This is a genomic window from Streptomyces sp. CB02261 (genome assembly GCF_001905665.1).
In the GTDB taxonomy this organism is placed as follows: domain Bacteria; phylum Actinomycetota; class Actinomycetes; order Streptomycetales; family Streptomycetaceae; genus Streptomyces.
Genome location: NZ_LIVX01000001.1, coordinates 873,012 through 886,547, shown reverse-complemented (window position 1 = coordinate 886,547; position 13,536 = coordinate 873,012). Strand labels below are relative to the sequence as shown.

10 protein-coding genes are annotated in these 13,536 nt (G+C 72.6%); all 10 read right to left on the bottom strand.

The features are described 5' to 3' along the window. Positions 1-2: 2 nt before the first annotated feature. A complete protein-coding gene (locus tag AMK29_RS04020; protein ID WP_073807493.1) occupies positions 3-2,540 on the bottom strand; it encodes a serine/threonine-protein kinase in 2,538 nt (845 codons plus the stop codon). A 59-nt stretch (positions 2,541-2,599) separates the two neighbouring features. After that, complete coding sequence (locus tag AMK29_RS04015) at positions 2,600-3,877, bottom strand: hypothetical protein (RefSeq protein WP_073807490.1); 1,278 nt, start codon at positions 3,875-3,877, stop codon at positions 2,600-2,602. A gap of 47 nt (positions 3,878-3,924) precedes the next feature. Beyond that, on the bottom strand, positions 3,925-4,962 hold the full coding sequence (locus AMK29_RS04010) for a glutamate ABC transporter substrate-binding protein (protein WP_073807487.1): 1,038 nt from the start codon (positions 4,960-4,962) through the stop codon (positions 3,925-3,927). A gap of 11 nt (positions 4,963-4,973) precedes the next feature. Next, the gene (locus AMK29_RS04005) at positions 4,974-6,401 is read right to left on the bottom strand and encodes a hypothetical protein (protein ID WP_073807484.1); all 1,428 of its coding nucleotides are present in this window, start codon (positions 6,399-6,401) and stop codon (positions 4,974-4,976) included. Positions 6,402-6,722: 321 nt separating this feature from the next. Next, a complete protein-coding gene (locus AMK29_RS04000) occupies positions 6,723-7,697 on the bottom strand; it encodes an N-acetylglucosamine kinase (protein WP_073807481.1) in 975 nt (324 codons plus the stop codon). Further along, entirely contained in the window at positions 7,688-8,953 is a 1,266-nt protein-coding gene (locus AMK29_RS03995; RefSeq protein WP_073807478.1) for a 6-phospho-beta-glucosidase, read from the bottom strand. Before AMK29_RS03995 ends, AMK29_RS04000 begins: the two co-directional genes overlap by 10 nt. Positions 8,954-8,960: 7 nt before the next feature. Continuing rightward, positions 8,961-9,845, bottom strand: a complete 885-nt coding sequence (locus tag AMK29_RS03990) for a carbohydrate ABC transporter permease (protein WP_073807475.1) — start codon at positions 9,843-9,845, stop codon at positions 8,961-8,963. Between the two features lie 3 nt (positions 9,846-9,848). Beyond that, the gene (locus tag AMK29_RS03985) at positions 9,849-10,847 is read right to left on the bottom strand and encodes a carbohydrate ABC transporter permease (protein ID WP_073807472.1); all 999 of its coding nucleotides are present in this window, start codon (positions 10,845-10,847) and stop codon (positions 9,849-9,851) included. Positions 10,848-10,863: 16 nt separating this feature from the next. After that, positions 10,864-12,210, bottom strand: a complete 1,347-nt coding sequence (locus AMK29_RS03980; RefSeq protein ID WP_073807470.1) for an ABC transporter substrate-binding protein — start codon at positions 12,208-12,210, stop codon at positions 10,864-10,866. A 65-nt stretch (positions 12,211-12,275) separates the two neighbouring features. Continuing rightward, positions 12,276-13,490 (bottom strand): ROK family transcriptional regulator, encoded by a 1,215-nt coding sequence (locus AMK29_RS03975; RefSeq protein WP_073808266.1) that lies wholly within the window; start codon positions 13,488-13,490, stop codon positions 12,276-12,278. Between the last annotated feature and the right edge of the window lie 46 nt (positions 13,491-13,536).

The following is a 13,536-nucleotide window of genomic DNA, read 5'->3' as shown; positions in this document are numbered from 1 at the left end:
CCTCACACCCACGTCCGGGGGCGGAAACGGTTGGCCCGCTCCACCAGTTCGATCCTCTCCTCGCCCCGCTGGGCGAGCCGGGCCAGCACCCGGTACGAGCGTTCGAGGCCGAAGCGCAGTCCGCGCTCGTCCAGTTCACTTCCGAGCAGCAGCGCGCCGCCGCCCGGTTCCGCACCGGGACTACCGGAGAGTACCCAGTCCAGGGCGGCTCCGAGGACCTCCGTCGACAACTGCTCGCGGCGCACCGGGTCCAGCCCGAAGCCCTGGAGCGCGGAGACCTGCGCCGCGGCCGCCGTCAGATCGGCGCCGATCGGCTCCCACGCGGGCCGCCGCCGCAGCCGCGCCCGCACGGTCGCGACGCGGGCCGCCGTGTAGTGGATCGAGGCCTCCGGTACGGATTCCAGGGTGGCGACGGCTCCGGTGCGGTCGCCCGCCGCGAGCTGCACCCGGGCCAGGCCGAAGGCGGCGCTGACGAAGCTGGGGTCCGTGGCCCACACCAGGCGGTAGTACTCGGCGGCGTTGTCCAGCTGGCCCAGCACCTCGGCGCAGATCCCGAGGGCCAGCTTCGGCGCCGGCTCGCCGGGGAAGGCGTCGTAGATCGCGTCGAAGGCGAGCGCCGCGTGCTCGTGGTCTCCGGTCACCAGGGAGGTGACGCCCCGGTACCAGACGACCCGCCAGTCGTCCGGGTCCCGCTCCTCGATCCCGGCGAGGGTCCGTCCGGCGGCGGGCAGGTCGCCCAGCTCCAGTTGGGCCCGCAGGGTGCGCAGCCACAGCTCGGCGGAGGCCACGGGCGCGGCGTGGAGCGCTCCGAGCAGCTCGCCGGGCGCGGCGGCGGCCAGACCGGCGAGGAAGCCGGCGTTGGGGTCGCCGGGGTCGACGCGCGGCACGGGCAGCGCGAGCGCGGTGGCGGGCGGGTCGAGCGGCGCGAGCAACTCCCCGAGCCCCGGCCCACCGGCCGGCCCACCACCGGCCCCGGAGACCCCGGGGACACCCGCACCGGCACCGGGTGAACCCGCACCGGGTCCAGCCCCCGGGACTCCCGCACCGGCGACACCCCCCGGCACCGGCTGCCTCTTGCGTCCCCCGCGGGCCCCGAGCAGTGACACGTCCTCCGTCAGCTCGGCGAAGAGCGTGGTGTCCGTGACGCGGACCTCCGTGCCGAACAGCGTCGAGAGCGCGGGACGCGGCCGCCCCGACTGGAGCGCCACCACCTCGCGCAGGACCCCCGTCAGCTGCTCCGCCATCTCCTGCGCGGAGGCGAACCGGCGTGCGGGATCGGGGTCGGTGGCGCGGACCAGGAAACGGTAGAACGACTCGTACGTCCGGAAGACCGCGATGTGGTCCGGTTCGGGCAGCGAGTCCACGAAGACGTTCGTGTAGCCCTGGAAGTCGAAGGTCATCACGGCGAGCGTGCGCGCCACTGTGTACAGGTCGCTCGCCACCGAGGGGCCGACCTCGGCCACCTCCGGCGCCTGGTAGCCGACCGTGCCGTAGATCGCGGACTCGTCGTCGTCCATCCGGCGGACCGCGCCCATGTCGATCAGCTTGAGCTGGTCCTCGGTCTGGATGGCGTTGTCGACCTTGAAGTCGCAGTACAGCAGGTTGCGGCTGTGCAGGTGGCCGAGCGCCTCCAGGGCCTCGATCCCGTACGCGCAGGCCTGCTCGACCGGCAGCGGATCGCGCCGGCCGTCCGGGGTCCGCCGGTCGTTGGCGATCTCCTTGAGCGACTTGCCGCCGACGTACTCCATGACGATGTAGCCGTCCAGGGAGCCGGTGCGCTGGTCGAGGTGCTCGACGAAGTTGTAGATGCGGACGATGTTGGAGTGCTCGATCTCGGCGAGGAAGCGGCGCTCGGAGATCGCCGCGGCCATCGCGTCCTGGTCACCGGTGTCGAGGAGGCCCTTGAGGACGACCCAGCGGTCCGAGACGGCCCGGTCGACGGCGAGGTAGACCCAGCCGAGGCCACCGTGCGCGAGACAGCCCGCCACCTCGTACTGGCCGTGCACGATGTCCCCGCCGCGCAGCTTCGGCACGAAGGAGTACGGGTGCCCGCACTTGGTGCAGAAGCCCTCCGTACGCCCCGGCCGGTCACCCCGCGAACGCCCCACCGGGGCCCCGCAGTCGGAGCGGGAGCAGAATCGCTTCCGCTCGGGGACCTCGGGGTTCTCCATCACCGCGCCCCGCGGGTCCGGCCGCGGCACCTCGGGGATCGACACCAGACCCGCGCCCAGCCGGTTCCTGGCCGACTGGCTCGTCGAGGAGCCCGAGCTGCGCACCGACACCGAACGGGACGTGGAGGAGCCGGAGAGCGAACGCGAGAGCCGCCCGGAGACCGAACGCCGGGAGGTCGAGGAGCGCGAGGAGGCCCGCGACGACGCCCGGGAACCGCTCCGCGAGGAGCCCGAGTCCGGACCGCCGATCCCCGTACCGGTACCCCTGCCGGGCACGGCCACCCCGGTCGGCGTCGACCCGATGAGCCCGCCGGGCGCCACCACCGGGGCGAGGCCGCAGGTGTCGCAGTACAGCTCGCCGCCTCCCATGTCCTCGTACGAACCCTCGCACGAAGGACGCTGACAGCTCCCCACGCCCGTCTCCCCGCTCACCACTGTCGTCCTCCCGCGTCTCTCGGGCCGGACAGTACGTCCGCCGCCGCCTGCTGGTAGCGCAGCACGGCCTGTTCCGCGACCCGCAGATCGCAAGGCGCGCTCCACAGCATCCGGCGGGCCGCGTCGTACCGCTCCACGAGCAGCGGGTCCTCCGCCGCGCCCAGCCGTGCCACCTTCGCCTTGTACGCGTCCAGCCGGCCGCGCAGTTCGGCCCGGACCGCGAGCGGCGCCGTCACGGCGGTCAGCGACTCCCGGGCCCGGAGCAGTTCGTCCTCGGCCTCCCGCTCCAGGGACTCCAGGAGCGGGGAGAGCCGGTGCCACTGGGCGTGCCTGCGGTACTCCGCGGCGGTGGCGAGCCGCTCCTGGAGCACGATCGGCGGCCCGCTGACGGCCGGCACCTCGGAGGCGGCGATCTTCGCGAGGACCTCGCCCCGCGCGGCCCGCGCCTCGGCGAGCGTGCGGTCCGCCCGCGACAGCACGTCACGCAGCCGGAGCAGCCGGTCCTCGGAGTCCTGCCGGACCGCGAGCACCGCCTCGATCTCCCGCCGGACGTCCTCCAGGGCCAGGGCCGCCCTGTCGTACCGCTCGGTGTCCGGCCGGCCGCCGCCGGGCGCCGAACTGCCCGCCGCCGGACGCCAGAACGCCAGCGGATCGGTCACCACCTGGGACCGCAGCCGGGTCAACTCGGCCGTGATGTCCTCCAGGTCGTCGCCGGCCGGGTGCTCCCCCGGCCGCACGCCGACCGAGTGGGCGAGCGAGCGGGTACGGCGCAGCTCGGCGGCGAGGAGGTCTATCCGGGCGGGCAGCGCCGACCAGACGGCGTCGGCGGTCACCACCAGGTCCAGCGAGGACGCGTACAGCTCGTTCATCCGCCGGACGAGGCCCTCCAGGCTGAACCGCTCGGAGAGCAGCCCCTGTTCGCCCGCGCCGCCCGCGACGAGCACGCTCTCGCCGCGCAGCCGCTCGGTCAGCTCCACGAGCTCGTCACGGCCGGGCCAGCGCCGCCGGGCCCGCACCTCGCGGGCGTCCCGCAGGGCGCTCGTGTACACGTCGAAGCAGGTCCAGAGCAGGGTGATCGTCCGCTCGGCCGCCGCCCAGCGGTCCCGGGTCGTCCCGGTCAGCTCGGCTCCTTCGAGCAGTCTGCGGCCCGCGTGGTCCTGGAGCGCGAAGAGCGAGTCCTCGATCGCCTTGTGCTCGGCGCCGAGCCGCGCCAGCGCACGGTCCACCTCGTCCCGGTCCATCACCGGCCCAGGGGGTCCCGTGACGCCCATCGATCACCTCTTCCTCTCCGTGTACCGGGCTGTCGTTCGGGGCGGGGCTACTTGTAGAGGGGCGCGGGCGGGCCGGGTATGCCGGGGAGGTCCTTCTCCAGCCAGTCCTTGTACGCCTTCTGCCAGGGGCCCTGCCGGTAGTTCACGAGGACCTGGTTGACCCGGCGGACCAGGTCGTCGTTGCCGAGCTTGGCGGCCACCCCGTAGAACTCGGTGGTGAACGGGCGGCCCTTGAGCTCGACCGCGGGGTCCTGGGCGGCCTGTCCGGCCGCGAGGGCGTTGTCGGTGACGACGGCGTCGACCTCGCCCAGCTGGAGCCGGGCCAGGCAGTCCAGCTGGTTGGGGACGGTCAGCAGGTCCTTGTCGTCCTTGGTGCCGTCGCCCTCGTCCTTGAAGAGCGCGCCGAAGGAGTTCGCCTCCAGGGCCTCGTAGGCGGTGGAGCCCTCAGCGGTGCAGATCCGCTTGCCGCGCAGCGAGGAGTCGTAGCCGGTGATGTCCTTGGCGAGCTTGGGCGCCAGCACCTGCTGCCCGGCCTGGAAGTAGGCGGTGGAGAAGGCGACCTGCTGGATCCGCTTGCAGTTGATCGTCATCGTGCGCACGACGAGGTCGACCTTGCCGCTGTCCAGGGCGGCGATCCGCTGGTTCGTCGGGATGGCGCGGAAGATGACGGCCTTCTCGTCGCCCAGGATGTCCCGGGCGATGGCCCGGGCCAGGTCGATGTCGAAGCCCTCCAGGGTGCCCTTCTCCGGGTTCCGGTAGCCCCAGCGGTAGCTGGACTGGTCGACGCCCACGACGAGCTTCCCGCGGGCCTTGACGGCCTGGATCGACGGACCGTCCGCCGTCGAGGGCCGCAGGGACGCCTCCGGGTTCTCACAGGTGTCCGCCGCGACCTGGACGCCCGTGCCGACACCGGGCCCGGGGCCGTACGTGCCGGGGGCGGCCGCCGCGTCACCGCCGTGGTGGGTCAGGGGAAGAAGGGTGAGCGAGGCGGTGAGCCCGCAGGCCACGGCCATGGCGGCCACCCCGCCCCAGCCCCGGAACCGCTCCGCCGTCCGCCGCGCCAGCGGGTACGTGCCGCTCGGCATCCCGCCCCCTCTCACCGGTACTCCGCCAGTCTGCGGTTGATGCCGAGCACGGCGCCCGCCGCCCCCAGGATCCCGAGGGCCGCCGCGCCCAGGGGCAGTGCCGTCAGCGCGTCCCTGGCGTCCCCGGCGGCGCGGGTGAACTCAACCTGCTCGTGCGCCAGGGCCCGCTCCAGGGCCGCGTCGACCTGGTCGAAGGCCTGCCCCGTCGACTGCTCGGAGCCGACGATCCGGCCCAGCGCGCCGTCGAAGTCACCGGCCTCGTCCTTCGCGCGGGCGTCCTTGTGGCGCTGCTGCCACTCGCCCGTGCGGGATGCGGCCTCGTCGACCGGGGTCCGGCCGGCGTCGTCGTCGGCCCGCTCGCGCGCCGTGGCGAGCGCGTCCGTCAGGGCGTCCATGCTCGCCGTGTACTCGGCCTCGTATCTGTCGTTCCTGCCGTCCTCGGTGAGGACGGCGCCACGGGCGACGAGGGTCAGGTTCTCGTTGGCGCGGGCCGTGAGCGAGCTGATCCGGGCGGTGTTGAGGACCTGCAGCGAGTCCTGCCCGTGCGCCCGCGCGCTGTCGAGCCCGCTGCGCGCCACCATGTGCGAGGCGAGGAGCCAGAGCACGACGACCACCGTGGCGGCGGTGGCGGCGAGCAGTCCGTGGTTGAAGACCCGGTGCGTCCTGGCGTAGTTGCGGCGCTGGGCCCAGACGAGGACGGCGAGGGTGAGCACGCCGAGGCCGAGGGAGACGAACGGCCAGGTGCGGGCCGACGCGTCGTCCTCCTGGAGCCGTACCGTCTCCGCCGCGTACAGCCGCTCGGCGGCGGGCAGCAGCGTGCTGGTCATCTGCTGGTTGGCGTACCGCAGATAGGCGCCGCCGAGCGGGAGCCCCTGCCGGTTGGCGGCCCGGGCGCGCTCGATCAGGCCCGTGTAGCGGGGGAGCTGCTGGTTGAGGGTGGCGATCTCGCGGGCCGACTCGCTCGAACCGCCGGTGCTGGCGGCGGCCTTGACGAGGAGCCGGGCGGCTGTGGCGATGTCCCGGTCGTACCGCGCGCGTGAGTCGGCGGGCTCCAGGGTGCCGGCGAGGAAGCCGCTGGCGGCGGTGGTGTCGGCGTCGGCGAGGGAGCGGTAGATCGCGGCGGCGTCGGCGGACAGCGGCTGGCTGCGGCTGACGACGTCGTCGGCGGCGGTGGCCCGGTCGTCGACCTGGAAGGCGGTGACGGCTCCGAACGCGACGACGAGCAGGGCGAGGACGGCGCCGAGGATCTGGAGCCGGCCGGGCTCCGTCGTCGCGGCCACCCGCAGTCGCTCCCGCCCCACGGCCAGCGCCCCGCGAACCGCGGGCGGGGCGGCGCCGAGCGCGGGCGACGGCTGCGCGGGCACGCCGGGCGGGCGTGCGGGCGCGGGTGCCGTGCCCCGCGCCGCCGAGGCGGCTGGCGCGTTCGGCGGGTGTGTCACTGGACCTCCCCCTCGGTCGCTGACGTCGGCCCGTCCGGCCGGTCCTCCGGTTGCCACCGGCCGCCGGTGGACGACCACCCGGCCAGCAGTATGGCCGCAGAGGGCCGTCCGCACACCGGTATTGACGCGATCTTGTTCTTATCCTGCCGTATGCCTCCGGCACATCCGCAGGCGAACCCCCTCACGACCCCCTCAAGACCACTCCACCTTGAATACGTCGCCCGGCCGTGATCGGTTCCGTACCCGGCATCGCTCGAACAGGTGAACACGCCTGCGGGGCGCCCCTCCCAGGAGGAGGAACGCCCCGCAGGCCCACCGCGCTCAGGCCCCGTAGTGCTCCCGCAGCCGGGCCGCCGCCTCCGGTCCCGCCGCCGTCTCGTCCAGGGCGAGCAGCCCCGCCCCGAGGACCGGCGGCGCCGTCACGAAGCCGACGACGGCCTTCGGCGCCCGCTCGGCGAGGAGTTCGAGGATCCGCTCCTCCAACTGCGGGTGGCGGGCGGCGAGCACGCTGCCGCCCAGCATCACCGGAGCCTCCTCGTCCAGCAGACCGAGCCGCCCGAGGGCGACCGCCGACAGGGCCACGACCTCCTCGGCGAGCCGGTGCACCAGCGACAGCGCGACCGGGTCCCCGGCCGCGCTCACCCGGAACAGCACGGGCGTCAGCTCGTGCCGCCGCGCGAACGGCACCCGGCCCAGGTGCAGCGCCTCGATCAGCGCGTACATCGTCTCCAGACCGAAGTGCGCCGGCAGGGCCCGCGCCAGCTCGGTCGGCTCACCGCGCCCGTCCTCGGCGCGCGCGGCGAACCAGATCGCCTCCTCGGCCAGGCCGCTGCCGCCGCCCCAGTCCCCGGAGATCTTCCCGATCGCGGGGAAGCGAGCGGTCCGCCCGTCCGGGGTCATCCCGACGCAGTTGATCCCGGCCCCGCACACCACCGCCACCCCGCGCGGCTCGTCGAGCCCGGCCCGCAGGATCGCGAAGGTGTCGTTGTGCACCCGCACCGACCGGCTCCAGCCCCGGCCCAGGATCTCGGCCCGGAGCGCGGTCTCCTCGACGGGCAGGTCGGCGTTGGCGAGACAGGCCGACACATGGGCGAAGCCGGTCGCGGCACCGGCCTCGGCGCCCGCACGGCCGATGATCTCCGCCAGCGTGTCGACCGCCGCCGCCACCCCCACGACGGGCGGCTGGAACCCGCCGCCGCGGGCCGCGCCGAGGACGGTGCCGTCCGCGCCGAGGACCGCGACGTCGGTCTTGCTGTTGCCGGCGTCGATGGCCAGCACGGTTCCGGTCAGGCCCACGCGAGGTGCTCCCGGTTGTGCGCGATCAGCCGGTCCGTGAGCCCGTCGGCGTACGCGTACTGTCCCACCAGTGGATGCGCGAGGAGCGCCTTGAACACCCGGTCGCGGCCGCCGCGCAGCGCCGCCTCCAGGGCCAGGTCCTCGTAGGCCGTGACGTTCGCGATCAGGCCGGCGTACAGCTGGTCCACCGGCGCCACCGGCAGCGGCGAGGCACCCTGGGGGCCCACCGCGGCCTGCGTCTCGATCACGGCGTCGTCCGGCAGGAACGGCAGCGTCCCGCGGTTGTACGTGTTCACCACCTGGTGCGGCGAACCGGCGCCGCCGAGCAGGGACGCGGCCAGGTCCACGGCCGCCTCCGAGTAGAAGGCGCCGCCGCGCCTGCCGAGCAGCGCCGGCTTCTCGTCCAGGGCCGGGTCCCCGTACATCTCCAGGAGTTCCTTCTCCATCGCGGCGACCTCGGCGGCCCGCGACGGCTTGGTGCCGAGTTCCCGCACCACCTCGTCGTGCGCGTAGAAGTACCGCAGGTAGTACGAGGGCACGACGCCGAGCCGGTCCAGGACCGGGCGCGGCAGCCGCAGGTCGTCCGCGATCACGTCGCCGTGTCCGGCGAGCAGTCGCGGCAGGACGTCCTCGCCCTCGGGGCCCCCGATCCGTACCGCCGTCTCCCAGGTCAGGTGGTTGAGCCCGACGTGGTCCAGGTGGACCTCGGCCGGGGTCACGTCGAGGAGCGCCGCGAACTTGCGCTGGAAGCCGATGGCCACGTTGCACAGGCCGACGGCCTTGTGCCCGGCCTGGAGCAGCGCGCGCGTGACGATGCCGACGGGGTTGGTGAAGTCGATGATCCAGGCGTCCGGGTTGGCGCGCCGGACCCGTTCCGCGATGTCGAGGACCACGGGGACCGTGCGGAGCGCCTTGGCGAGGCCGCCGGCGCCGGTGGTCTCCTGGCCGACGCAGCCGCACTCCAGCGGCCAGGTCTCGTCCTGCAGGCGGGCGGCCTGGCCGCCGATCCGCAGCTGGAGCAGGACGGCGTCGGCCCCGTCGACGCCGGCGTCCAGGTCGGTGGTGGTGACGATCTTCCCCGCGTGGTCCTGCTTGGCGAAGATCCGCCGGGCGAGCCCCCCGACCAGTTCGAGGCGCTCGGCGGCCGGGTCGACGAGGACGAGTTCGGTGATGGGCAGGGTGTCGCGCAGGCGCGCGAATCCGTCGATCAGTTCGGGGGTGTAGGTGGAACCGCCCCCCACGACAGTGAGCTTCATGTGTGCGTCAGCCCTTCACTCCGGTCAGTGTGACTCCCTCGACGAACGCCTTCTGGGCGAAGAAGAAGACGAGGATCACGGGGGCCATGACCAGCACGGTCGCGGCCATGGTCAGGTTCCAGTCGGTGTGGTGCGCGCCCTTGAAGGACTCCAGGCCGTAACTGAGCGTCCAGGCGCCCGGGTTCTCCGAGGCGTAGATCTGCGGCCCGAAGTAGTCGTTCCAGCAGTAGAAGAACTGGAACAGGGCGACGGCGGCGATGCCGGGCTTCGCCATCGGGAGCACGACCCGTACCAGGGTGCGGAACTCGCCGCACCCGTCGATCCTCGCGGCCTCGACGTACTCGTTCGGGATGGTCAGCAGGAACTGGCGCAGCAGGAAGACGGCGAAGGCGTCGCCGAAGGCCATCGGGACGATGAGCGGCCACAGGGTGCCGGAGAGGTCCATCTGCTTGGCCCAGAACAGGTACATCGGGATGATCACGACCTGCGGCGGCAGCATCATCATCGAGATGACGAGCAGCAGCGACAGATGCCGGCCGCGGAAGCGGAACTTGGCGAGCGCGTACGCCACGGGTATCGAGGACACCACGACGAGGACGGTGCCGAGTCCGGCGTACAGCAGGGAGTTCCTCCACCAGGTGAGGAAGCCCTCGGTCCGGAAGACCTTGACGTAGTTGTCCCAGTGCCAGGAGTTCGGCGTCAGGTCCCGGGTGAGCGCCTGGTCGTCGCTCATCAGGGAGGTGAGGAGGACGAAGACGAACGGGAGGACGAAGAACAGGGCCGCGGCGACGCCGAGCGAGTGCACGGCGATCCAGTGCAGGAGCGCCTTGCGGCGGGCCCGCCTGAGGGCCGGGCTCGCCTCGGGACGGGCGGGAGCGGTTGCGGTCGTCATGTGTCAGTCACCCGAGCCGATCAGGCCGCCGCGCCGGCGCATGAGGAGCGCGGTGAAGGCCATGGAGAAGGCGAAGAGCACCAGCGCCACGACGCAGGCAGCGCCGTAGTTGAACTGGCTGAAGCCGAGGCTGTAGACCAGCTGCGGGAGGGTCAGTGTGGAGTCGTCCGGGTGGCCGGGGACGAAGGTGACGCCGGAGCCGCCCAGCACCCCCGAGGCGACCTTCGAGGCCACGATCGGCTGGGTGTAGTACTGCATCGCGCCGATGATCCCGGTGACGACCGCGAAGAGCACGATCGGCGAGATGTTCGGCAGCGTGATGTAGCGGAACCGCTGCCACGGGGAGGCGCCGTCCAGCTCGGCGGCCTCGTACTGCTCCTTCGGTACGTCGAGCAGCGCGGCCATGAAGATGACCATGAGGTCGCCGACGCCCCACACGGCGAGGACGGTCAGGGCCGGCTTGGCCCAGTCGGCGTCGTTGAACCAGGAGGGGGCGGGGATGCCGACCGCCTCCAGGAGCGAGTTGACCGGTCCGGTGCCGGGGTTGAGCAGGAAGACGAAGGCGAGCGTGGCCGCCACAGGCGGGGCCAGGTACGGCAGGTAGAAGAGGGTGCGGAAGATTCCGGCGCCCGTCTTGATCCTGATGATCAGCATGCCGACGCCGAGGCCGAAGACGACCCGGCAGGAGACCATCACGACGGCCAGCCAGAGGGTGTTCTGCATCGCCGGCCAGAACTTCGGCAGGTCGGCGAAGACGTACGTCCAGTTCTCCACGCCCCGCCAGGTCGGCGGGTTGAGGCCGTCGTACCGCATGAACGAGAAGTACAGGGTGGAGAGGAGCGGATAGGCGAAGAAGACGCCGAATCCGATCAGCCAGGGCGACATGAACGCCAGGGTGCGGAGCGCGTCGCGTCGGCGCTTCGACCGGAGCGTGTTCCGTCCTCCGGGGGAGGGGGCGGCCGGGGCGGCCGCCTCCTTCGCGGGCAGGGTGTCCGTGCTCATGGGCGGGTTCCGGCCGTCACTTCGTCGCGGCGATGTCGCGGTCGATCTGCGCCGCGGTGTCCGCGAGGCCCTTCTTCAGGTCCGTGACCTGGCCCTTCTCGTACTTGTGGGCGAAGGCGGAGAGGGTCTCCTGGTAGCTGGCGCCGTTCACGGCGCCGTCCATGGTGGTGGACCCGGGGTGCTGGGCGATGTCCAGGAAGGTCTTGAAGCGCGCGTCGAACCTCAGGTTCGGGGACTTCAGCGCCTCCAGGGTGGAGGGGACGTTGCCGATGCTGTTGGCGAAGCCGACCACGGCCTCGGTGTCCGTGGTCATGTACTTGATCAGTTGCCAGGCCGCGTTCTGCTTCTTGCTCTGCGGCGCGATGCCCATGATCGTGCCGGAGAGGTAGCCCTTGCCGTACTCGGCGATCTCGTCGTCGGCGACGGGCATCGGCGCGACGCCGACGTCGAAGGTCACGCCGGCCTTCTTGACGAAGTTCAGCCGCCACTCGCCGTCCAGCTGCATGGCGACCTGGCCGGTGTGGAAGGGGTGCTTGGCGCCCCACTCGTCACCGAAGGTGGTGCGGTACCTGTCGAGCTTCCGGAACCCGCCCAGGGCGTCCACCAGGGACTTCTGGTACGTCATCATCTCGGCGAACGCCGGGTCCTTCGCGACGGTCGACCTGCCCTCGGCGTCGAAGTAGCCGTTGTGCTTCCACTGCGACATGTAGTGCTCGACGACGGTCTCGTAACCGAGGTAGTTCGGCATGAAGCCGAGCCGCTCGTAGGACTCGCCCTTGGTCTTGGTGAGCTTCTTGGCGACCTCGGTGAACTGGGACCAGGTCTTCGGCGGGGCCTCGGGGTCGAGGCCGGCCGCCTTGAACGCGTCCTTGTTGTAGAAGAGGCCGTACGCGTCGGAGAGCAGCGGCAGCGAGCAGCGCCTGCCCTCGAACTGCGTGTACTTCTGGAGGACCTTCGGGAAGATCTTGTCCAGGTCCAGCTTGTCCTTCTCGATGAACGGCTGGAGGTCCGCGAGCGCACCCGAGGAGCAGAACTTGCCGACGTTGGAGGTGGTGAAGGAGGAGACGACGTCCGGGCCCTTCGAACCGCCCGCGCGCAGCGCCTGGCCCAGCTTGTCGTCGTTGATGCCGCCGACGAGCTTCACCTTGATGTTCGGGTGGGCCTTCTCGAAGCGCGCGACGTTGTCCGTGATCGCCTTCACCTCGGCGGGGTCCGACCAGCCGTGCCAGAAGGTGATGGTGGTCTCGGCCTTGGGGTCGTCGGAGGTCGCGTCGTTCGCGGAGCCGGTACAGGCGGTGGCGAGGAGGGCGATCGAGGCGGTGGCGGCGAGCGCGACGACCGCTCTGCGGGGGCGTACGGGCATGACGGTGTCTCCCTGTGGCGAAGGGCTGGTGGAGGGCTGGCGTGCTCGGTCGGACGGGCGGTCGGTCAGCGCGAGGTGTCGAAGACCTCGTCGCGGGTGGTGGCGAGGGCGGTTTCGAGGGCGCCGCGCAGGACGGGCCGGGCGGGTACGGCGCTGAGGACGAGCCGGGGCCGGGAGGCGGCGAGGTCGGCGAGTTCGGACTGCACGCGGGCGCGCAGGGGTTCTCCGCCGGCGACGAGGACGTCACCGGACAGCACGATCAGCTCGGGGTCGAGGACGGCGACGATCGAGGCGAGGCCGGTGGCGACCCGCTCGGCGTACCGGTCGAGCAGCTCCGCGTACCGGGGGTCCTCGCCGTGCGCCGTGGCGGCGTGGCCGAGCAGGGAGGACGCGACCGGGACGTACGGCTGTTCGGGCGTGTCGATCCCGACGGCGCGGGCGATCCGGGGGACGGCCTGGACGCCCGCGAGCTCCTGGTAGCCGCCGGAGTTGGCCTTGGTGACCTGCCGGACGAGCGGGGTGCCGGGCACGGGCAGGAAGCCGACCTCGCCGGCGCCGCCGGTGAAGCCGCGGTGGAGTCGCCCGCCGAGGACGAGGGCGGCGCCGAGGCCCTCCTGGTTCCACAGCAGGGCGAAGTCGTCGTGGCCGCGGGCGGCGCCCACGCGCTGTTCGGCGACGGCGACGAGGTTGACGTCGTTCTCGTACTCGAACGGCATGGGCAGGACGGCGGCCAGCTCCTCCAGGAGGGTGGGGGAGTGCCAGCCGGGCAGGTGGGAGGCGTACCGCAGGCGCCCGGTGGCCGGGTCGAAGGCGCCGGGGGTGCCGATGACCAGGCGCCGGACCTCCGCGCGGGTGATCCCGGCCGCCTCCGCGGCCCCGTCGAGGGCGTCGGTGACCTGGCGGACGACCCCGGAGGAGGAGCGGCCGGGGGTGCGGAGCTCGTACTCGCCGACGATCGTGCCGGTGATGTCGGCGACGGCGGCGCGGATGCGCTGCTGGTTGACGTCGAGGCCGGCGGCGTACGCGGCGCGCGCGTTCACCGCGTAGAGCTGGGCGTTGGGCCCGGGCCGGCCCTCGGTGGTGCCGGTGGCGACGACGAGCCCGGCGGCTTCGAGGCGGGCGAGCAGCTGGGACGCGGTCGGCTTGGACAGGCCGGTGAGCTTGCCGATCCGGGTGCGGGAGAGGGGGCCGTGCTCCAGGAGCAGGTCCAGGGCGGCCCGGTCGTTCATGGCGCGCAGGACACGCGGGGTGCCCGGGGTTCCCGGGGTCGTACCGGCCATGACGGTCACACCTGCCTTCGCACCACACTGTTAGGAAAGTTTCCTA

Coding starts and splice junctions, on each gene's coding strand:
- AMK29_RS04020 (WP_073807493.1), bottom strand. CDS start 2,540: ATGGGAGGCGGCGAGCTGTACTGCGACACCTGCGGCCTCGCCCCGGTG.
- AMK29_RS03980 (WP_073807470.1), bottom strand. CDS start 12,210: ATGCCCGTACGCCCCCGCAGAGCGGTCGTCGCGCTCGCCGCCACCGCC.
- AMK29_RS04015 (WP_073807490.1), bottom strand. CDS start 3,877: ATGGGCGTCACGGGACCCCCTGGGCCGGTGATGGACCGGGACGAGGTG.
- AMK29_RS03990 (WP_073807475.1), bottom strand. CDS start 9,845: ATGACGACCGCAACCGCTCCCGCCCGTCCCGAGGCGAGCCCGGCCCTC.
- AMK29_RS03975 (WP_073808266.1), bottom strand. CDS start 13,490: ATGGCCGGTACGACCCCGGGAACCCCGGGCACCCCGCGTGTCCTGCGC.
- AMK29_RS03995 (WP_073807478.1), bottom strand. CDS start 8,953: ATGAAGCTCACTGTCGTGGGGGGCGGTTCCACCTACACCCCCGAACTG.
- AMK29_RS04010 (WP_073807487.1), bottom strand. CDS start 4,962: ATGCCGAGCGGCACGTACCCGCTGGCGCGGCGGACGGCGGAGCGGTTC.
- AMK29_RS03985 (WP_073807472.1), bottom strand. CDS start 10,847: ATGAGCACGGACACCCTGCCCGCGAAGGAGGCGGCCGCCCCGGCCGCC.